This is a genomic window from Oceanobacillus kapialis (assembly GCF_044790185.1).
GTDB lineage: Bacteria > Bacillota > Bacilli > Bacillales > Amphibacillaceae > Oceanobacillus_B > Oceanobacillus_B kapialis.
Genome location: NZ_CP085256.1, coordinates 594,490 through 616,190, shown reverse-complemented (window position 1 = coordinate 616,190; position 21,701 = coordinate 594,490). Strand labels below are relative to the sequence as shown.

General features: G+C 39.0%; 19 protein-coding genes and 1 riboswitch. Of the genes, 4 read left to right on the top strand and 15 right to left on the bottom strand.

Annotated features, from left to right (window positions below):
• Positions 1-75: 75 nt before the first annotated feature.
• The 5 genes from LG273_RS03325 to LG273_RS03305 all read right to left on the bottom strand — a co-directional run bounded on the left by LG273_RS03325 (position 76) and on the right by LG273_RS03305 (position 5,235).
• The gene (locus LG273_RS03325) at positions 76-3,138 is read right to left on the bottom strand and encodes an efflux RND transporter permease subunit (RefSeq protein ID WP_404457665.1); all 3,063 of its coding nucleotides are present in this window, start codon (positions 3,136-3,138) and stop codon (positions 76-78) included.
• 195 nt (positions 3,139-3,333) lie between these two features.
• Positions 3,334-3,480 carry a hypothetical protein gene (locus LG273_RS03320; protein ID WP_379562404.1) on the bottom strand — a complete coding sequence of 49 codons (147 nt, stop codon included), beginning with the start codon at positions 3,478-3,480 and terminating at the stop codon, positions 3,334-3,336.
• A 162-nt stretch (positions 3,481-3,642) separates the two neighbouring features.
• Positions 3,643-4,227 carry a CBO0543 family protein gene (locus tag LG273_RS03315; RefSeq protein ID WP_404457661.1) on the bottom strand — a complete coding sequence of 195 codons (585 nt, stop codon included), beginning with the start codon at positions 4,225-4,227 and terminating at the stop codon, positions 3,643-3,645.
• Between the two features lie 149 nt (positions 4,228-4,376).
• Positions 4,377-4,658, bottom strand: coding sequence for a hypothetical protein (locus tag LG273_RS03310; RefSeq protein ID WP_404457659.1), 282 nt, complete (start codon positions 4,656-4,658; stop codon positions 4,377-4,379).
• Positions 4,659-4,815: 157 nt separating this feature from the next.
• Positions 4,816-5,235, bottom strand: coding sequence for a hypothetical protein (locus tag LG273_RS03305; protein WP_404457656.1), 420 nt, complete (start codon positions 5,233-5,235; stop codon positions 4,816-4,818).
• Positions 5,236-5,624: 389 nt separating this feature from the next.
• Between LG273_RS03305 and LG273_RS03300 the strand changes: the two genes are divergently transcribed.
• The gene (locus LG273_RS03300; protein WP_404457653.1) at positions 5,625-6,710 is read left to right on the top strand and encodes an iron-containing alcohol dehydrogenase family protein; all 1,086 of its coding nucleotides are present in this window, start codon (positions 5,625-5,627) and stop codon (positions 6,708-6,710) included.
• Positions 6,711-6,801: 91 nt separating this feature from the next.
• Here LG273_RS03300 and LG273_RS03295 read toward each other — a convergent pair whose 3' ends face one another.
• Both LG273_RS03295 and LG273_RS03290 read right to left on the bottom strand, forming a co-directional pair.
• Positions 6,802-7,548, bottom strand: a complete 747-nt coding sequence (locus LG273_RS03295; RefSeq protein WP_404457650.1) for an SDR family NAD(P)-dependent oxidoreductase — start codon at positions 7,546-7,548, stop codon at positions 6,802-6,804.
• A gap of 167 nt (positions 7,549-7,715) precedes the next feature.
• The gene (locus tag LG273_RS03290) at positions 7,716-8,570 is read right to left on the bottom strand and encodes a formate/nitrite transporter family protein (protein WP_404457647.1); all 855 of its coding nucleotides are present in this window, start codon (positions 8,568-8,570) and stop codon (positions 7,716-7,718) included.
• 239 nt (positions 8,571-8,809) lie between these two features.
• Positions 8,810-8,907, top strand: a riboswitch (SAM riboswitch).
• Between the two features lie 140 nt (positions 8,908-9,047).
• Here LG273_RS03290 and LG273_RS03285 point away from each other — a divergent pair.
• Both LG273_RS03285 and LG273_RS03280 read left to right on the top strand, forming a co-directional pair.
• Positions 9,048-10,157, top strand: a complete 1,110-nt coding sequence (locus LG273_RS03285; RefSeq protein WP_404457644.1) for a 5-methyltetrahydropteroyltriglutamate--homocysteine S-methyltransferase — start codon at positions 9,048-9,050, stop codon at positions 10,155-10,157.
• A 523-nt stretch (positions 10,158-10,680) separates the two neighbouring features.
• Positions 10,681-11,790 (top strand): methionine biosynthesis PLP-dependent protein, encoded by a 1,110-nt coding sequence (locus tag LG273_RS03280; RefSeq protein ID WP_404457641.1) that lies wholly within the window; start codon positions 10,681-10,683, stop codon positions 11,788-11,790.
• A gap of 586 nt (positions 11,791-12,376) precedes the next feature.
• Here LG273_RS03280 and LG273_RS03275 read toward each other — a convergent pair.
• The 3 genes from LG273_RS03275 to LG273_RS03265 all read right to left on the bottom strand — a co-directional run bounded on the left by LG273_RS03275 (position 12,377) and on the right by LG273_RS03265 (position 14,944).
• Positions 12,377-13,927, bottom strand: a complete 1,551-nt coding sequence (locus LG273_RS03275; protein WP_404457638.1) for a BCCT family transporter — start codon at positions 13,925-13,927, stop codon at positions 12,377-12,379.
• A 237-nt stretch (positions 13,928-14,164) separates the two neighbouring features.
• Positions 14,165-14,347 (bottom strand): hypothetical protein, encoded by a 183-nt coding sequence (locus tag LG273_RS03270; protein ID WP_404457635.1) that lies wholly within the window; start codon positions 14,345-14,347, stop codon positions 14,165-14,167.
• A gap of 150 nt (positions 14,348-14,497) precedes the next feature.
• On the bottom strand, positions 14,498-14,944 hold the full coding sequence (locus LG273_RS03265) for a DUF4385 domain-containing protein (protein ID WP_379562417.1): 447 nt from the start codon (positions 14,942-14,944) through the stop codon (positions 14,498-14,500).
• A gap of 254 nt (positions 14,945-15,198) precedes the next feature.
• Here LG273_RS03265 and LG273_RS03260 point away from each other — a divergent pair, with 254 nt between their 5' ends.
• On the top strand, positions 15,199-16,674 hold the full coding sequence (locus LG273_RS03260; RefSeq protein WP_379560825.1) for a methyl-accepting chemotaxis protein: 1,476 nt from the start codon (positions 15,199-15,201) through the stop codon (positions 16,672-16,674).
• A gap of 385 nt (positions 16,675-17,059) precedes the next feature.
• On the opposite strand, the gene LG273_RS03255 is transcribed toward LG273_RS03260, so the two are convergent.
• The 5 genes from LG273_RS03255 to LG273_RS03235 are packed head-to-tail and all read right to left on the bottom strand — an operon-like array spanning position 17,060 to position 21,677.
• Positions 17,060-17,776 carry a dihydropteridine reductase gene (locus tag LG273_RS03255; RefSeq protein ID WP_404457631.1) on the bottom strand — a complete coding sequence of 239 codons (717 nt, stop codon included), beginning with the start codon at positions 17,774-17,776 and terminating at the stop codon, positions 17,060-17,062.
• 29 nt (positions 17,777-17,805) lie between these two features.
• The gene (locus LG273_RS03250; protein ID WP_404457628.1) at positions 17,806-18,558 is read right to left on the bottom strand and encodes an ABC transporter ATP-binding protein; all 753 of its coding nucleotides are present in this window, start codon (positions 18,556-18,558) and stop codon (positions 17,806-17,808) included.
• On the bottom strand, positions 18,555-19,619 hold the full coding sequence (locus tag LG273_RS03245) for an iron chelate uptake ABC transporter family permease subunit (protein WP_404457625.1): 1,065 nt from the start codon (positions 19,617-19,619) through the stop codon (positions 18,555-18,557). Before LG273_RS03245 ends, LG273_RS03250 begins: the two co-directional genes overlap by 4 nt.
• Positions 19,616-20,632 carry an ABC transporter permease gene (locus tag LG273_RS03240; RefSeq protein WP_404457622.1) on the bottom strand — a complete coding sequence of 339 codons (1,017 nt, stop codon included), beginning with the start codon at positions 20,630-20,632 and terminating at the stop codon, positions 19,616-19,618. Before LG273_RS03240 ends, LG273_RS03245 begins: the two co-directional genes overlap by 4 nt.
• 16 nt (positions 20,633-20,648) lie before the next feature.
• Positions 20,649-21,677, bottom strand: coding sequence for a siderophore ABC transporter substrate-binding protein (locus LG273_RS03235; protein WP_404457619.1), 1,029 nt, complete (start codon positions 21,675-21,677; stop codon positions 20,649-20,651).
• Positions 21,678-21,701: the final 24 nt, after the last annotated feature.

Here is a 21,701-nt window from a genome sequence, read left to right as displayed (position 1 = left end):
TTTAAAACCAGTAAATGAAAAGAAAGGGTGCTTCCCCGCGACCCTTTCTTTCCGGTAGAGATTACTAAGATTGTCTTACATCGCTTCCTGATCCCTTTTCTTCTTCCTAAATCGATAGAAAACAAGATACAGCATTGGCACCATAATCAAGGTTAAAATTGCTGAGAATAGAATTCCCGATATTATTGTTACGGCAAGTGGGGTGAATAACGCATCTCCACTTACTGCAACTGGAATTAGGGCAACAATCGATGTAATTGCTGTTAAGAGTATTGGCCGCAACCTGACGCGTCCAGATTCGATAACAGCTTCTTTTACATTCATTCCTTGTTTTAATGATTGTTCAATGAACTCAATTAACACAATTGAGTTTCTAACAACGATACCGGTGAGCGAGACCATTCCCATGACACCAAGGAAACTAATTGGTGTTTGTGTCACAAATAACCCAAGAATTGCACCTGAAATTGCCAGGTAAACAGCAACAAGTACAAGAAACGGGAGCGAAAGGGAATTAAATTGAAAAGCAATTAACAAGTACACTAGGAATAGAACGATAATGAATAGTACCGTAATTTCCGCAAAGAAATCACTTTGCGCTTCATTTTCTCCCCCTAATGTGATGCTGTAATTAGCATCGTTAAGCTGCTCCCTATAATCTTCAACGATATCACTTACGTTTGCTTCATAATTCTTTTCGTTTTCTGGAAAGGCCCGCAGCGTAATCGAGCGTTCTCCTTTTATATGTGGGATAATTTGCAGCTTTTCACTTTCCTCAGGCGTCACTAGCTCATCCAATGAAATAAGCTCTGGTGGACCATTCGTTGAAACTGCGGGAACTTCAAGTTCTGAGAGATCAACCGTTCCCTCCCCTTCTTCTAACACGATCTTCATATCCCGTTTTACAACGCCATTATCGAATGAACCTAGTGGAATACCCTCAGTGGCAAGCCCAATTTGCTGACTTATTTGATTCACACTAATGCCGTTATCTTCAAGGGTATCACGGTTTGGTACGTATTCTATTGTAGGCTGTAATTCACCTACATCGTCTACCACAATGTCAGTTGATAGCTCTTCTATCTCTTTTGTAAGATTATCTCTCATTTCAAGTAATCGGTCCATCTCAGGGCCAGTTACCGTAACCGTAACGGGAGCTCCTGTCGGTGGTCCCTGTTGGATCGTATCCATAAATATCTCAGCGTCAGGATACTGGTTACGTAATTTATCTGTCCATTCATCCATCAAGCCTTGTGTGGTCTGAATATCTCGATCTACTCTAGCTACTATCTGACCAGTATTCTCTCCCGTTCTCGACAAGGAACTATTAAAAAGACCCGGTGTCCCCGTTCCTGTGAAGACACTTGTTTCATAAACACCGTTGTCTGTATTCAACTTTTCTTCCATGTCTTCAAGGACATTATGTGTCTCTTCAAGCGGTGTACCTATTGGAAGCGTAATATCTATCGTTACCTCTTCTTTATCCGCTGGTGGGAAGAATTCAAACGGAGTTAAAAGGACTAAGCCAAACGTTGCCGTTGTAAATATAAGCCCAATTATGGTAACCACTAACGGCTTTTTAGAAAATCGGTTTAAAAGCTTATCCGCATAAAAGTCTGCAAGTTTGTTTAAAGGCTTCCCAAGAAGTCCCGGCGCCTCCGACATCGTCTTCTTTGATCGTCGATTGAAAATGTAACGAAAAATCGGTACAAAGATAAGCGCTACTAGAGTTGATGCAATTATCGTTGTGATTAGGACGGTTGGTAATGCACGGATAAATGCACCATTTCCACCTGACAGGAAAATGAGTGGCAAGAAAGTAAACACAATCGCAAGAGAGGATGTTACAATGGACACCCATATCTCTTTCACACCATTGATTGTCCCCATTAACCCTTTATCTCCAACCTTGTATCTTCGTTCAATATTATCGTTTATGACAATCGAATCATCCACAATTATTCCGAGTGCAATGATTATTCCAATTACCGAGATTTGGTTAAGGTCAACACCTGTGAACGGTAACGGAATCAAGCCTGTCAGAACAGATATTGGTACAGCAAGCGCTACAACCAAAGCCCCCGATGCGGAAAGGCCAAGTGCAGCAGCAACAATAACTGCTATAACAGAAATAGCAAGAGATTGAAATAATCCATCGAAAATATTTGTAACAATTGAGGCTTGTGAATAATAGGACTCTAGCTGTACATTCGAAGGTAGCCCATCTGAAAGTTCCTCTACTTTCGTAGATACACGCTCATCAACCGTTGGAATGTCCTCTCCTTTTTTCACATATGCTGTGAAGGAGATCGAGGGCTTTCCTTCAAACGTAATGATATCTTCAAGCTCTTTTGAACCGACTTCTACATTTGCAATATCTTTTACATAAACAGCATTTCCTTCCGTATTTTCTCCAACGTAAACTTCTTCCATTTGTTCAATGGTGTCGTAGTTCTCAAGAGTAAGCTGTACTACTTCCTCCTCCATATCCTGCTTACCTAATGGGGATGGATAATATTCATTATTAATGGCCGTTTGCAAATCACCTGTGTTAAGCCCTGCTTCCTTTAACGCATCCTGCTTAACGTTTATTAAAATTTGCTCATCCGGTAAGCCTTTGATGGTAACACCTGAAACACCAGGAAGTCCTTCTACTTCGTCCTTCCATCTGTTTAACTCCTCTCCTAGAGAAAGCAAGTTATCTCGCGAATCACTCGTAAGGTGATAGGAGACGACGGGGGATTGTGACATCGAATCATTAACTTCCGAGTCTTGAACTCCATCTGGGAAGGAAGCTGAAGCACTCGACACAGCTTGATTTACGTCAGAAAACACATCGTTCTTATTTGCGCCCTCTTCCACTTCAATTACTACATTAGAAAATCCGGCCGAAGAAGTTGAGGTCAATTCTGCAATACCGTCGACAGACTGTAGTGCGTCCTCAATAGGGTTTGTAACAGACCGCTCGACCGTATTAACGCCAGCCCCAGGGTAAACGGTGCTAATTGATCCGACATTTGCTGTTGTTTCGGGAATTTCCCGTTGTGGTAGCTGAAAGAAGGTAAATACGCCAACAATGACAAACAACACTATAAAAAATATAAATAGCTTAGAACGCTTTAAAATCCATCTCAACATATAGAGTCTCCTTTTTTGTTTTGACTCTTTTTTTATACCACATTCCATTCTCACTTATCAATTGATAAGCAAAGTACAAAATTACTTTCTCCCAGTGGTTATTCTGAGCAATAAAAAACCGAACGGCTACATATCTTATAAGTATGTTTGCTCGTTCGGTTCCGGTTTAAGCATCTTTTCTTGTCTGGCATCCAGTCAACCAGCTTTTTTTAAGATGTCTCTTACAAATTCAATTTCACCTCGAATTTGTCTTGTTCTCCAGTTTTCGTTACTTCTCGTCAATAAATAAGTTAAATAGGTTAGGTCTCTTCGAAAGTAAAACGTTTCATACTCATTTAGCACCCTATACCTCCTTCCATGCTAACGACTCATTAATACTAATTTACCTAAATTAGAAGAAATAAACGGTTTATTTTACGTAGCGTTAATAAAATGAAACTTCACTTGGTGGGGGATCTTACTACCAGTTAAGAGGATAAAAGAAAGGTGCAAAAAAACCATTACCTATTTTTCATGCAATGGTTCGGAGCGAGACGTCACTTTCTGAAAGTTGTTCATATTATAAAAAACGTAAGAAATTAAATAGATAACCAAAAAAATAAAAAAGACATAAATCATAGGGGTACCTTTAGGATCATAGTACCTTAATGCTTCAAATACTTTCATTCCTCCAAATGCTCCTACAGCAGCGAAAATTGCCCCTTTAAGAAATGGATTGGCACGAGGTTTAATTTGCAGCACCACCATTACTGCAATCGGGACTAATGACAAATGATAAGGTAAAAAAAGCTCTGGTGATATTGGGGAGAATTTAATCGGGTAAGACCACCAACCATAAGAGGTGGCAATTAAATCTGTTAATAAAGACAATATGATGGTGGCAAAAGCCCCCATTAGAAGACGCCCAGTGCTTTCTTTTTTTCTAAAGAAAAACCAAAAGATCCAAGGCGTAACAAATAAAGCTATCCCTAACCACCACTGCCAAGTAAATAAGTATGCATGGTACATAGCATCAGTCATCGTTTTATTTGCTTCTTGTAATAGCTCATAACCTTTTTCGGTTTGTCTTATACCTTCTTTAATTGACATTTTATACACCGCCCTCCCTTTATGCTCTGCATTTTTTTTGCATCTATGCATTTCAAGGGAGAAACTTAGATAAAATGAAACTTCATTTGGTGAGACGGGTTTCCCTCTCTCCCCACCAAATCAATTAAAATCATCGGGAATTTACCCGGCTAAATCAATGCGTATAATTCTAAAGACAGGCTTTCTGTTGCTCGTAGTACTGCTTTTGATATTGTGTCATTAAACTCATCAGGATCCTCTATTTCTTCCCCGTCCAATTTAACATTAATTATTCTCATATCTTTCTTTCTAAAACCAATTCTTTCTCTCGTTAACTGGCTATTAAATCCTAGGATATTTCTCCCTATTTTTTGCAACTCCGCTTGCAGTTCTTTCTCAAAACTATAGTCCGTATAAGTGCTACTCTCAAGTATCTTGATTTCTATCTCCATGCTTTCGCTCCTTTATCTGGTGTTATTTAACGTAATATTATCACAATAATCTTTCTTTAATAACTAGTATTGCGAAACGAGGTTTCTGGTAAAAAAAGCACCTTCAAAAAGATGCTCTTTCATAAATTTCGATATATCATTTTAAAGATTCTATAAATCATACCATAATAATTATGAAGATAATGATTAACATTACATTGACTAAGGCGAGCAACCACCTCTTCCACCCCTTACCATATAGTGAGATTAGAAGGCCAAGGATGGGAGAGAAAAACAAGCCGATAAAATACAGAATCGCCCAAATTCCACTAATATGTATAATCCCAAAGGCGTGCGGACCTAGCCACAAAAGCAAAAATAAACTGATACATGCTATAGAAATACGATGAAACCTTTTTTCATACCCTGCTAACCAGTCTTTAGCCACTTGTACATAATAGTAATCTTCTTTTCCACTATGTTTATGACTCTTCGTAAAAGCGTTAATAAGCTTTTTTGTATTTTTGGAGGTGCTAGCAGCTGCATCTTGGGTTAATGTCCCATCTTCTTTAAAGATGAGGTTTTCATAACCTTTCATCATCCTAATGATATCTTTATATAAACCCTTTCTCCTTAACTTAGAATCTCTTTTTTTAAGTATAGTGTAATATAGGTATCTTACCAAGCCCATATGAAACCGAGCGTACGCTCTACGGAACATCTAATCTACCTTCCTTTAAAGACTGTAATTTCAGTATATATTCTTGCAAACGCTATATCAAGGGCACTATTTTATAACCCTAAACGTACTAAAACAAAGTGGTTTACTTTTTCAAAGAAAGGTATTAGGATATATTCCACCATTATTTTTTCAAGTATTCTAATTTTTACGTTTTTAAAAGTTATGCACAACACCTAATTTTACTGGGTATTTTTTTTGCTAATCCAGTTTTGGACTATCTATTATATTAAAAGGAGTTATTACTTATGGTTAAACCTGAAGAGATTCTGAGAAGTGGGCCGAATCAATACATATGTAGAGAGGGTATCCTTAAGGACCTTTCAACATTTGTACAAACGTTTCGTTCGCCGGTAGCAGTTACTGGCTTTAAATCATACAAAGCATTTCAGAACTATACAAGCTTCCCTTCAAACGTGGAGGTTTTTCAACATGATGGCTACAGCACAGATCAAGCCATAGAAGAGATCTCTCAATTTGCGAATCAGGCTGATGTAATTATTGGTGTTGGCGGTGGAAAGATTCTTGATACTGCTAAATCTGTAGCAGACAAGCTCGGCATTGAAATCATTACAATACCAACAGTCGCCGGCACATGTGCTGCCGCTACTCCTTTAAGTGTTATATACGACAGCAATGGATCTTTTACACGAGTGGACTATCATTTCCGAACAATCCATCTAACGCTTGTAGACCCTATCTTCCTGCTAGACAGCCCTATTGAATATTTAAAGAGCGGGATTGGTGACTCATTGGCTAAATGGTACGAAGCCGAAGCAATCATTCGGAACAGCAATCGTAGTGACCTTTCCATTATGGTAAAAGTTGGCCTTGACCACGCCTCCTATATCAAGGATATTTTGTTGGAAGACAGTAATGCAGCAATCGAAGGCATGAAATCAAATACTGTTACCCCTTCCTTTACTAGAGTTCTAGAAGCAATCATCCCATTGGCTGGAACTGTAGGTGGGTATGCAGGAAAGTATGGTAGGATGTCTGGTGCGCACGCGGTTCACAATGGACTTAGCTTTATTGATGAAACACATCGCATCCTCCATGGACAAAAGGTAGCTTATGGAATCCTCGTTCAGCTTCTACTAGAGGATCGAACAGAAGAAGTTAAAGAACTTCTCCCATTTTATAAAAGTTTAACATTCCCGGTAAATCTACAAGAATTGAACGTTGCTAAAGAACAAGAACAGGCAATGAAAACAGTAGCAGCACATGCTGTTAAACCAGAGGAATCGTTGCAGTTAATCAAAGCCTTTCAAGAAATTGACGTAATAAAGTCAATGCAAGGATTAGAGAAACTATCAGAGGTAAGTTTGGTGTAAGATGTGAATGATAAAAAAAGAGCCACTTGCTTAACGTGCAGCAAGTGGCTCTAAACTTTTCTATCAATGGAAGGTAACCGTGAAACACGAATTAAGGAAGACTCAGCTTGGTCATCCTTCCGCCATCTACTGGATAGATTTGGCCTGTTATAAAACCAGCCTCATCAGCTGCAAGAAAAGCAACAAGTGCTGCTACTTCTTCGGGAGTTCCTGAACGACCTACAGGGTGAATCTTTCCAATATTACGTTGAAAAGCTTCTGCATCATCAGATGCGGCAATCATGTCAATATTTAGTTCCGTGTCGATCCATCCAGGTGCCACTGCATTACAGCGAATACCTTCATGGCCATGGTCTACCGCTACCGAACGGGTCAATCCATGGAGCCCGGACTTAGAGACACAGTATGCAGCATGATTAGGGTTAGCAGCCAATCCCTCAGTAGAACCCGTGTTGACAATACTACCTTTTGTTTTACGAAGGTATGGCAATGCTGCGCGAATAAGTAAGAATGGAGCTGTCAGGTTGACGGCAATATTGCGTTGCCAATCCTCCAGACTCATTTCTTCAATGCCAGCTTCCATCATCATTCCTGCATTGTTAACCAGCACATCAAGTTGCCCTGCTCGTGAAATAACTTCCTCAATAATCCGCTGCGGTGTATGGGCGTCTGAAAAATCCGCTTTAATGGAATCAAATTCCGTATCTTCACCACGCTGCGCTGTAATTACCGTCGCACCTTCTGCTTGTAGACGGCGTGCAATGGAACGTCCAATTCCAGATCGTCCTCCTGTCACAAGCGCTACCTTGTTCTCAAATCGCTTAATTTGATTTGCCAATAAAATCAGCCTCCTATTCAATATTCTATCTTGTCATCGAGTTAGAAATAAAATTCACACAAAACTCTCTTTTAGTTATCATAACCACTAAGGGAGGTTTATCGCAATTATATCAATTTACTTGAATATCTTTTTACACGTAGAGCATATGAAAGTAGTACATTTTATTATCTTCTCATCTCTTTTCTGAAAGCATAAGAGAAGAGCAAGGAAATGAAAATAGCCCCACCGATAATATTTCCGATACTTGCCGGGATCAAATTGAGCAGGATATACTCATGCCATGCATACTTATCAGATGTAAAGATTCCTAAACTGAAATACCCCATATTTGCGGCACTGTGCTGAAAATTACCTGCTACAAAGAGAATAACAGGTAGTGCAGTTCCTAAAATTTTGCCGGTCATGTCCCTAGCGGCTGTGGTTAGAAATGTAGCCATGCCAATAAGCCAATTTGCGAGAATCCCCGATAAAAGTACTTGAAACCAGCCGATCCAGCCATGCTCTGAAAACTGCATTTTCTTATCTAGAAGTGTACCCATCTCTTTCGAAAACTCCGTTGGTAAAGAGTTTGACATCATTACTAATAAAGCAACAAACAACGCACCTATAATGTTTCCTATATAAGCAACGGCCCAGAATTGAACATACTTATGCTTTCTCCAGTATGATTTTTGTAAATAGGATGTCGGCAACAGGACGTTTACTTCTGTAAACAGTACGGAACGCGACATAAATACCATTAGATAACCTGCTGTACAACCAAGCCCCTGCAGAAGATATGTCAGGCCTTTCGCATCAATGCCGATAGCAAGCAATACGGAAAAAACAGCACCAAAAGTCATAAATGAACCCGCTTTTAAAGATAATAACAACCTGGAGGATGTATTTGTATCAAGGTGTTCTTTCCCTTTATCGCTAAACGTTTGCATAACCTGGTTTGGATATAAAAATTGCCTTTCCGGGATTTCTTGTGTATTACTTATCTGGTTTGATGATTCCTGGAGACCATTATTTGCCATCAATATCCTCCTATTTGGTGAAGTTCTGTATCAGATATTTGGTAGAATTTAAACTTCAACTATTTTTAATTAATGTGTCTACCGATATATGTACCCGAAATAAGTGGTGGTCAAGCCGTATTTATAGCAAGGAATCTCTTATCATGAATTTTAAGTGTGAAATATTTTTAAAATACACCTTGACAATTTCACATTAGAGTTGTAGTATATTGACTAATCAAAAAATTGAATAACGATTATTCTTATCCAGAGAGGTGGAGGGACTGGCCCTTTGAAGCCTCAGCAACAGACATTTGTACTGTGCTAATTCCAGAAGCGTTAAGCTTGGAGATAAGAAGAGAATGATATTACGGTTTCAGGACCCTCTTCTTATTTTAAGAAGGGGGTTTTTTGGTGTATACATTAGAAATGTAAGTTGGTTTTAGTAGTTTAGTTGATTCTATACATTAAAAAATAAAACGAAAGCAGGGATTTAACATGGCAATTACTTTAACAAAGGCACCTTTTAAAGCGGATCAAGTAGGAAGTTTATTACGACCAGACAGCATACACAAAGCAAGAAAAGAATTTAAAGACGGAGAAATTACAGCTGCACAATTACGTGAAGTAGAGACAAGAGAAATCAAGCGGATCGTGGATAAACAAATTGAAGTTGGCTTAAATGCAGTGACAGATGGCGAGTTTAGAAGACGATTTTGGCATACCGATTTCTTAGAGCATCTCAACGGGATAGAAGGATATGTGCCAGATGAAGGCTATATTTTCAATGGTAATGAAGAAACAGAAAGATATAATGTGCGAAATACCGGCAAAGTATCGTTTAATCCTGATCATCCATTCATTCAAGATTTTATTGAATTTAATGAGATTGTTGGTGGGCGTGCAGTTGCTAAGCAAACCATCCCTAGCCCTAACCAGCTTTTTAACCAAGGGATAATTAATGAGGAAATTTATCCGGATATTGAGGCGTATGCCGATGATGTTATTCAAACATACCGAGATGCACTACAAGCTTTTTACAAAGCAGGAGTTCGCTATTTACAGTTTGATGATGTGTATATTGCAGGGCTTTCCTCACCAGATATCCCATTCAATGATGGAAAATATTCCAGGGAGAAACTTATTAATCTCGCACTACGCGTTGTTAATGAAGTATTAAATGGAAAACCAGATGATTTAATCGTGACGACACACCTATGTCGTGGAAACTATCGATCTAATTGGGCCTTTGAAGGGAGTTATGAATTAATCTCATCAACGTTGTTTGCAAAAGAGAAAGTGGACGGATTTTTCTTGGAATATGATGATGACCGTTCCGGTGATTTTAAGCCACTTGAGCATATTCCAAATGGTGGAGCACAAGTTGTCCTTGGGCTTATTACCTCAAAAAATGGTGAGCTGGAGAACAAAGAAACAATTAAAGCAAGAATTAAAGAAGCTTCCAAATATGTTCCGCTTGATCAATTGTGCCTCAGCACCCAATGTGGATTCGCGTCAACTCACCACGGCAATAAGTTAACAGAAGAGGATCAGTGGAATAAACTTAGATTTATTGTTGAGATCAGTAAAGAGGTTTGGGGCTCTTAAATTAAGTAGGAAGAGGAAGGGACAAAACTAAGTCATCTATACTAAAATACGATTAATAAGTATGAGCACCGCTTCGGCAGAACACTCCGCTTTCCACGGGCACGGCCGGGGAACTACTTGAATAAACTTCTTTGCTCCCTTGCGCCGAGGAAGCCAACTTCGAAGCGAGTCTAGAAGACGCAGGCGCATCACGAAGGCCAACAGGATGTTGGTCCGGGAGACGTTGCCACAGGACGTGGCGACCTTAGTCTTTGTTCCTTTTCCACTGTGGGGTCTTCGGACTCGTGCTGTTCCCGTTGGACAAGGAAAACTACGTGAGCGATGCATCGCACGCAGAAAATACGAATGATTTCTTAGGAGTCTACGTGTTCTGCCTACGCTAAAATGAGAAAACTCTAACTAGGCAAACTTTTTTAAAGGAATTGCATGATAGTTCGTGTTTTCATATATTAAGAGAACTTTTGTCCCAGCCTCTTCTTAAATCCACTTAACTTTTATTATTTTTGACGAAAGGATCGATTACATGATGAGGAGACACATTGAGACAGAATTGGTGCAGCTTGGCAATCGTAGCGACCCCAAAACCGGAGCAGTAAATCCGCCAATTTATTTATCGACAGCCTACCAGCATGGAGGGCTTCATATGTCGACTGGATATGATTACACCAGAACAAAAAACCCGACCCGGGCGATTCTCGAGGAAGGCATTGCAGAGTTGGAAGCTGGTGAGAGTGGGTATGCCTGTAGTTCCGGCATGGCTGCCATTCAATTAGTCTTATCCCTTCTTCGCTCAGGGGATGAAATCATTGCTCCAGAAGATATTTATGGAGGGACCTATCGTTTACTGCAGCATTATGCGCAAGCTTATAATATCCGAACTACATACAGTGCGTTTAACCACCCTGAGGAAACAGCCCAATTCATTACAGACAATACAAAGGCATTATTTATTGAAACACCGACTAATCCGCTCATGCAAAAAATCGATATTGAAGCATTCGCACAATTAGCCCAGAAAAACAATCTCTTATTAATCGTGGATAACACGTTTTTAACCCCCTATTTCCAGCGCCCACTTGACTTAGGTGCTGACATTGTGATCCATAGTGCCACCAAATATATTGGTGGTCACAATGATGTACTGGCTGGTTTGGTCGTTGCAAAAGAAAAGAACCTGTGTGAAAAATTGTCCGAGCTACATAATGCTTCCGGCGCTGTCCTGTCTCCTTTTGATTCATGGTTATTGATTAGAGGATTAAAAACCCTTGCTTTGAGAATGAAACAACATGAAAACAATGCTAGAAAAGTTACAGCCTACTTAGAAAACGAGCCCCTGGTAACAGATGTTCTCTATCCTGGTACTGGTGGAATGCTTTCATTTCGCTTGCTGGAAAGTAAGTGGATAGGGCAATTTTTGGAAAGCCTCGAGTTAATCACCTTTGCCGAAAGTCTAGGAGGAGTCGAAAGCTTTATAACCTATCCTGCTACACAAACCCATGCTGAGATTCCTGTTGAGGAGAGGACACGTCGCGGCATTTGTGATCGGCTTTTACGATTTTCTGTAGGGATTGAAGAAGCGGAAGATATTGTTTGGGATTTGAAGCAAGTGTTTTCTACTTTAGTAGAAACATAGAAAAAACCTCTCAACAGTTCAGTGGACTAAGGAGAGGTTTTCTTTAATAGTTTATTTTATGGCGTATCAAAAAGTGGAAGATAGTAAAATGTTAGACGAAAGAGTTGGAATAAATTAATTAACCAACCACTTTGAAAGATTAGGCAGTGTAAGTGAGAGAATAATCCCCTCCCCGCACAGTTCAGTTTACAGTTCTAGTTGTAGCAATTTCTTTCTAATGAACTAAGGAGATAATAAATTCTCATTCCCTTGTTTAGATGTACAATATAAGTTTCTCAAGCTCATACTTCATTTACGACAGCTCAATATTCACTACCAAATTATTAGTATCAGCCAGTTCTTCCACCATCCAATTTCCGGACAGCACTCGCTGACGGACTAGGTTTCATAACCGCTTTATGGATTTCGATAGCTGGATTAGCTTTATGTGGACTATGGTTCAGTCTATCATCAATGCGAAGAGCTCAAATAGACTAATATAAAACTTCAATAATATAATGTTATCTTTTAAACTGACAACACTAGTGACATTTCAAAAGTGAAAAACCACAAAAGATGCTGACTTCTGAAGTCAGCACCTTTTATATTACTTCGTATATTGTTTCTTTTCATCAATCTTTTGTTCTTTAGCTAGTTCACGGCTTACTAGCGGTGCTGTCCAAAATGTAGTTAACATGAGTAAAGAAACCGGAACAGCAGTAACCACGATGAATGATTGTAAGGACCCAACACTATCTTCACCAAGCGTAATAAGTACCGTCGCGACAAGTCCCATGAGAATTGCCCAGACTACACGTAAATATTTTGCTGGATCTCCATGCCCGGTAATCGCCATCGAAATGGTTAATGACATGGAATCAGTTGTCGTTAGTACAAAAACGATAGTTGCCAGAAGAAACAAGAAACCGAAAATTGTACCGAAGGGCAGTTGTTCTGCAATGGCAATCATTGCTGCTGGAGGTCCAGCACTACTTAAAGCATCAGAAACAGAGCCAGGGTTTTTCATTTCTGAAAAGATTCCTGTTCCCCCAACAACGGTAAACCAAAATGTTGTGACCACTGGTGCAATTACTGCAACAGCAGTTACTAGCTCACGAATTGTTCGACCACGTGATATACGACTTACAAACATAGCCATCATTGGTCCATATCCGATAAACCACGCAAAGAAAAAAATGGTCCATAATCCAAGCCAAGCTCCATCACTTCGGAAAGTGTTTAACCTGAGAAATTCCTGTACATACAAACCAAATGACTGTACATATGAATCGAAAATAAATAATGCTGGTCCTAGAATAAGAACACCTATCATTAAACCAACTGCAAGAATAATATTATAGCTACTCAAAATTTGAATACCTTTATGAATACCTGTAGCAGCGGAAATACCAGCTGCAAGAACAATTACTGCAACAATAAGACATTGCATGAGTAAATTATTTGGTATACCGAACAAAGCATTTAATCCGTAACCAGCTTGCAAACCGAGAAACCCAATCGGACCAATCGTACCGGCTGCTACTGATACAATAGAAAAGGCGTCAACAAATGTTCCAAGTGCACTTTTCTTCATAATTTTATCTCCAAAAATCGGATAAAGTAGGGACCGCGGCTTTAATGGTGCATTTCTATGATAATGGGAATACATTAGCACAATCGTACCTAATGTTCCCAGGATTGCCCAGGAAACAAAGCCCCAATCAACAAAACTTGTTGCAAGTGCTGGTACTACTGCCTCACTCGTTCCTGGCTCAACCCCTGAGAAATGTGGAGGGACAGTTAAAAAGTGACTTAATGGCTCGGCTGCTGCCCAGAAAACCCCACCCGCTGCGAGTAGCGTACACATAATAATGGAGATCCATTTAAAAGTTCCAATCTCTGGCTTTTCTAACTTACCTAAACGTATCTTACCAAACTTGGAAAATCCAAGGATTAAGGCAATAAATATGGTTCCAACCATTAGTACTTGATAAATGGATCCAAAGTAAGTTACCGACCAATTAAACATTGTATTAACTACATCTGTAACCATTTCTTTATCTATCAATGCTAAAATAACAAAGGCAAGTAATGCCCCTCCGCTCAGAAATAGCACTGGTTTATCCATATTTTGATTTTGTTGCTTTATATTTCTCAAAATCTGCTCCTTTCAATTCCACATAAAAAATTACATACCTCACTGATCTATATTTCAAACTCAATCAGTTGTATGTATGGTTTAATCTACATCTAAATTTAACCACAGCGTAAAATAATACATTGTAGGTTAGCACGTGTCAAGTTGAAGCTTTTCACTTTAATGGTATCCCCTATTTTCAACTCATGGCGTTCCAAAAATTAGAAAGGAGCAGCTACGAAACCTTCTTTACATTCATTATGCTGTACCACGAAGGAAATATCCCGTATTGATCCAGCCATCGTTTGATTTTGACCAAAATGAATATTTTCCATCAGTATTCTGAAAAATCATCATTTCCTGCATTGCGATTAGGTCACGGTGTTGTTCTGTATATTGGTCGATTTCTGTCTGATCATATTCCCCAACATGTAACACCATAATATCAGCCGGTACTGCACTTTTTCGTATCGGTGCAAAAGCACGAGAGAAATATACCGACACAAGAAAAAGGAAGCTTCTCACAAGTTAACTCAACTTATGAGAAGCTTCCTTTTATATCATTGATATTTTCGTATTATGTTCATGCCGTTAGCCATATTTCTTCTGGTGTTCTTTTTTCAACTTGAGATACGCCTTATCCTCTCGCGCTTTCTTCCACTTTTCTTGAAAAATGGTGGCCGCTTCCGCTTTCTCAGGGTCCATCTGCCTCTCGTTCACATTGCCCTTGTCGTCATATTTCTTGCCGCCTTTATAATTCGTGTAACGTCGAGCTCGTGTATACCCCATTTGAAGAAACTTCCTCGCCATATCCATGCCGACTAGATCCTCTTCATCCTTATAAGCAAGAAACATCTTATAGATTTTATCGGATGACTCTTTCGCAATTTCAGGGGTCTTAAATCGCCAATGTTGCAGGATCTCACTTTTATAAGGTTCCACAAGCAGTACACCTTGTTCGCCCCTACCAACTCTGTACAATTCAGGATTTTTGCGAAAATCTATATTATCGAAATCCAGATCATAGTTGAAAGCCATATAGGTCACCCTTTTTTAAATAGGTTTACCCTCAAGGAGCTTTTGGTAAGCATTCTTAAAACCGATATCGAAACATCATTCAAGGATCCACTAGTCTGTTTAGTAAAGTCGTTTGAAACTGAAAAAGTTATTCCAAACCTTGAAGAATACCTTTTCTACTTTTTTTCTAGGTTAAGTAATTATATATTTATATTTTTCATTACTACTCCGATATAAAGAGTGGAGATTTTTAAAGACTGAAGGAGCGAATGTTTATGACAATTGATGAATTACAACTGAAAACATTACAAAGAAAAAATAAAATTATTCTAATCATGTTGATCATTACCGTAGTGTTAGGTGTAGTAGTAGAAATGGGCTTGAATAAACCGCTTGAACTCATTCTAGCGATTGGAATTGGTGGGCTTGCACTATGCGGTACCATTGCCTATTTGCTCAAAACAAATAAATTAACGAAACAAATCGGCTATCTAGCGGTAATCGGATTAGCAGCTATTTTAGGAAGTATTATTTTTATTAGCCCATCTGAAAATAACCTTTCTCTTCTCTATTTCCTACTAATTAGTTCCGCCTTTTATATGAATCTGGCAATTTTTATTATCGGCACTGCTTTAGCGGTTGGTTTATTACTTTTCGCCTTTTCTATAAATGGCGATATTTATTCTTCAGATCTTACCACCTATCTATTCTTATTTTCTCTATCGGTTCTGGTGCTTGTCTTCCAAACGAGAGTTATGGGCCGATTGGAGAAAGATCTTGGTAGTATGAAGGCTAAGGCCGAAGAACAGTTACACAAGGAAACACAGCAACGGATTGTTATTGAAGATAATTCACGTGTTATTGCAGACAACATGGAACAAGTAAAATCACAATCTGAATTGGAAAAACAAACGATCGAAGAAGTAAATGTTTCGATACAAGAAATTGTCGCTGGAACCCAATCACAAGGAAACTCGATCAATGATATTATGACTGCAATGGAAAGTACTGCAAAGCAAGTTGTCTCCATGAATAAACGGGTACAAGAAACGAATCGTTTTACGAGTAATATAACTGGACGAATTGATGAAGGTAGTTCACAGTCGGCATTGCTAAATACTAACATGCAAAATTTCAAGAAATTCATTGAAACATTGAAGAAAGATATGAATCAATTAAGTGAAAATATCGATTCTTCGTTAACAGCCATTGGGGCCATACAAGGGATTTCCGATCAAACAAACTTACTTGCCTTAAATGCCTCTATCGAAGCAGCTAGAGCTGGAGAAGCAGGGAGAGGTTTTTCCGTTGTTGCTGATGAAATCCGTAAACTTGCAGAAGGATCCAAACAAACAACTGAGCAAATTTCTACCATGTTAAATCAAGTACACGATAACAATCAGGAAACGCAAAAACAAATGGATGTTGTATCAAGTAGAATGGATGAAAATATTGAAGAAACCGTACGGAATAGATCGATCTTCCAATCGATACAAGACTCCGTTAATCAACTCCAACAAGAAATTCAAAGTTTCACATCCGTAGCAGGAAATATTGATCAAGATACTCGAAACATTGAGGCATCCGTAAACGAATTTGCTTCTGTTTTAGAACAAACTACCGCTTCGATGGAAGAAATTTCTGCAAGTATTCAAATGCAAACGGATAATAAAGAACAACTCACGCGTCTTGTGCAAGAAACAAATGATGCTACCAAAAATCTTTCCACTCTGTTTAATAAAGAGGAGTAGTGGTTAAGGTTGCTAGGTTAACCTTCTCTAATCTGCTAAGACAGAAAAAACCGGACGAAGAAAAGTCCGGTTTTTTGTCTTGGCTAAACTGCTTGAGCTACTAGGATAATTCAAATGATAAAGTGAAACTTGTGGGGGTTCCCTTTCTCCCCACCAAATGTTAGTTGAACGAATCGGACCTTTACTGCCAGTTTAGGTGGGACAAAAGCGCAAGCGCCCGTTTAGAAACGTAGCGAGTGGAACGAATCAACTGAGATAAAGGAATCACGGTGAGGTTATGAACCGATGATGACTTATCGTAGGGCGATGCGTGAAGTCGCCTAGTTTCTGGGCGCTGGAGCTGGACGTGGCCATTTCTGCCATCGAACATTATGAAGACAAAATTTTATACTTTCTTTACTAAGGACAAAAACTCCGTCCGTTGACGCTCATGCTTGTCGAGCATAATCTGCTCCGGCTTGATACCTTGCTCTTGTAGTACTTTAATGTTTTCCATAAGGAATTCGTCACTGCCGACAACATAATAGATACTATCCCTGTCCGAAGCAAGATTTTTCACTTCCTCATAGTAGTCTGTACGGTTATCGACAAACTGTGATGTAAACTTTTTATCAGGGATGGGTTCAAAAACATCGTTAAATAAGAACTCCTTTGATGAATCTATATTTAAAGAGTGAATTTTGTTCACGTTATCAGCTTGTTTGAAATAATCAAGTACAAGTGGTCTGAATGTTGCCAGACCAACTCCTGCTGACAACAAATAAACGTTTTTCCCTTCTCGTTTCAGTGGTACATTGGAATGTGTTTTAAATAATGCAACTTCATCGCCAACTTTAAGATTCTTTAAAATCGTTTTAAATTCAGAGCATTGCTCTCTGATACGTGTGGTGATTCCAATCGCATTTTCATGTGGTAAAGTAGAGATGGACATATGGCGAATTAAGCTGCGGTTTGGTTTATCTCCCGCATTGAACCCCTCAAATGCCATGTGGGTATGGGATCCTTCCTCCCAAGTGAAGTCTTGCGGACAAGCGAGCAGGTATGTTCTAACTTCAGTTGTTTCTTCAATAATTTTGGTTATTTTAGTCCAATAGATTTGCATCATTTTCCCTCCTCTATATATGTAAACATCTAATAAACAGCTATAGGCCCATAAGGCCCCTCAATAATTTCTATTTTCGTTTCAAAAATATCTGTTAAAAGCTCTGGTGCCATAACCTCTTCTACTGTTCCAAAAGCAGCAATTTCTCCATCTTTCATTGCACAAATTCGATCAGAATATTTGGCTGCAAAATTGATATCATGCATAACCGTTAAAATTGTACGGCCGAATTCATTCGCAACATGTCGCAAATACTCCATCATTTGAACAGAACGTGCAACGTCCAGATTATTTAGAGGCTCATCCAATAAAACATATTCCGTTTCTTGGCAGAGAACCATTGCAACGTAAGCCCTCTGTCTTTGACCGCCCGAAAGCTCATCTAAATATCTGTTTTCCAAATCAGTCAAGTCTAAAAAATCGATGTATTTAGAGATGATTTCCTCGTCTTCTTTCGTTAATCTTCCCTTTGAATAAGGAAAACGTCCGAATCCAGCCAATTGTCTGACCGTCAGCCTCGTTACAAAGTGATTTTCTTGCCGCAATATCGTTATAATTTTTGCTAAGTCGCGTGATTTAGTTGAAGATACGTCCATATTTGCCACCATAATTTGGCCTTCATCCATATCCAAAAGCCTGCCAATCATTAAAAGTGTCGTGGATTTCCCCGCACCATTCGGTCCAATTAACGACGTAAACCCTGCTTTAGGTATTTCAATATCCAAAGGGCCAATTTTAACTTCATCCGTATAATTTTTCTTTACATTATTAATCTTTATCATAGCGACCTCTTCCTTAAAATTACGATTAGAAATACGATTCCACCAAACAGTTCAATAACAACGGAAACAACAGCTTGAGAATTAAACACGTGGTACATTACAAAGTATGCGCTTGTTAATATAAAGAACCCTAAAGCAAGAGCCATGGGAAATATATATCTGTGATCATAGGTAGGTGCAGCTTGATAACTTAAAATGGCAACTAAAAAACCATAGAACGTAAGCGGGCCAATTAAAGCCGTTGAAATAGACATTAAAACAGCGACTAATACAAGTGTATAAATAATACTTGATTGATATTTAACTCCAAACGTTGTAGAAACATCTTTTCCAAGAGACAATATATTCAATTTCCTTGAAAAACTAAAAAGTAAGAACGCTACAATGATTACCATTGGGATGACAATTGGAAAATAGTCCGCATCTGCATTATTGACAGAGCCAAACAATCGTGTCTGTAATAGATCAAACTCAGACGGTGCAAGCAGTTTCCTCATAAAAGCTGATACAGTATTGAGCCCCGTGCCAATAATAATTCCGATCAAAAGTAAAAGCTGCAAATTCCCGTATTTCCCTGAAAGCAACCACCCATAAAGAATCAAACTCATGACAACCATAAGAGCAACTTGAAGTAGAAATGGACCAACACCACTAAAATTCACCAAGGCACTGGCACCAAATAAAAACATGGTACTCGTATGTATTGTTGAGTAAAGGGATTCAAAGCCTAAAAGCGAAGGTGTAATAATCCTATTATTTGTTATGGATTGAAATGCAACGGTTGATAACCCGTGGCAAATGGCCGCAATCAGCATTGCCACCACCGCTACGATCCTCCTTTTCACAACTGGTATGAAGGAAGGCGAATCTACTGGGACGGGATTGTTATACACTAAGAGTCCATACGAGGAAATAACGCCTAGAATAATGATGGTTATAAGCAAAATCCAGTAACGTTTTTCTTCTTTCTTCGTACGAAAAGCACTAGCTGACCTTTTCTTTTTAGGAAGGCTAAAATCTTTTTTAACATTTTCTTTATTTCTATGTTCCAAAGCGTTCATCTTAATCTCCTTGGTTTTCTTTGTCTCAACAATATAATAATGAATACGGCTGCCCCCACTGAACCAAGTATTAACGAGACAGGCACTTCAAAAGGCATAATAATGGTCCTGGAAATAATATCACAAACCATAATGGTACCCATCCCTACTAAACATACCCAAGGCAAATTACTTCTAAGGTCATCCCCTCTAATCATGGAAATAATATTGGGGACGATTAAACCTAAAAAAGGTAAGTTCCCGATAACAGCTGCCACAATACCAACTGCCACAGCAATTAAACCATTCGCTAGAAGAATGAGCGTATTATAATTAACGCCAAGTGTTGTGGCAACATCTTCTCCTAGACCAGCTAACGTTAATCGATTTGCGTAAATAAAAATAAGGATGGTAACGATCACAATGATCCATAAATATTCATATCTGCCAGCTTGAACAGAAGTAAAAGAACCTACAAACCAGCCTTCAATAACTTGCGACATTTGAAAGAAAAGTCCTAAAAAGGTGGAAACTGCAGAAATAACTGCACCCAGCATTAGACCAATGATCGGGACAATTAACGAGGATCGAAGTCTCACTCTTCTTATGAATAAAAAGAAAATCATCGTTCCTACAAAAGAAAAAATGATGGCCCCTGTCATTCTTAACACTAAAGTTGGAGCAGGAAATATTAAATAGACAACAAGGAGGCCTAAGCCCGCCCACTCAATCGTCCCTGTTGTGGTTGGTTCAACTAAACGATTCTGTGTAATTAGCTGCATGACGAGTCCTGTCATTGCCATAGCAGCTCCCGTAAGCATTAGTGCAACTGTTCTCGGAACACGAGTGATGAAGAACATTTCCATGCCATCTTCTTGTCCGTAAATATCGTAAACTCCAGTAAACAGGGAAATAACACCTAAGCTGATAACAACGATAATTGCCAGGATAAATGGTTTTGTCCATATCTTATTGTGATGATAAAACCGGGATTGAAGATTATTTTCAACCCCGGTGGTGGTATTTTTTTGCACTATGGTAAACTCCTTACTACTCAGCTAAAGAACTAGCAATGCTTTCAAATAACTCTATAAACGTTTGCACGGATTCATTTAAGTAAGTGTCCGTTGGTGCATAGACGATCTGTCCTTCTTTAATAGCCGTTGTATTTTGAAGAGCAGGTGAATTATCAATAACATCTTGAGCAGGAACTTTATCCTCTACACTGGAAATTGGAGCATCACGGTCTAGTACAAAGATCCATTCTGGATTACTCTGTGCAATAGCTTCCACTGAAATCTCATCACCTTGGTGATCTGTCGTCGTTTCGTCAACTTCTAATGCTGGCGTCCATTCGAATATATCATATAGTGGTCCCCAAACACGTCCAGTGTGAGGAGCTGAGAAACCAATATCTCCACCAGAAACGATCACGCTCATTATTTTATCTGTTCCATTATATGCAGACTTCGCTTTTTCAATCGCTTGATCAAGATCAGCTACCAATTGTTCAGCTTCTTCGTTTTTATCAAAGATTTTTCCTAACGTAATGGTGTTATCTTTGAAACCATTAATTAAATTCTCTCCAGGTGCACTAGCTTCCTCAGAAACGTCAATATTTAAATCAATAACCGTTGCATTTGGAACTAATTCTTTTATGTCTTCGTAATAACCAGAGAATCTTTGACCAACGATAACAACTTCAGGATTTTCAGCTGCTAAGATTTCAAGGTTTGGTTCACGATGATTCCCTATATCTTGAACGCTTTCATCTGTTACATATGGTGAATCATCTGACATTACTGCCTTTGGAACAGCAGCTAACTCCACATCCCAATCCGCTAATGTTTCGAAGGATCGATTATCCAACACAACTGCATTTTCAGGGTTTACCGGAACTGTAACTGTCCCATGGGCATCCGTAATTTCCACTGTTTCAGCTTCGGTAGACTCCTCTGTTTGCCCACTAGCCTCGGCTTCATTTGTTTCAGCCTCACCCTCTGCGTCATTCGAATTTCCACAGGCTGCCAACATCAAAACAACAAATGCCATAATGGCAACTAATTTAAATTTCCCCATTTTCTCCTACCTCTTTCCTTATGT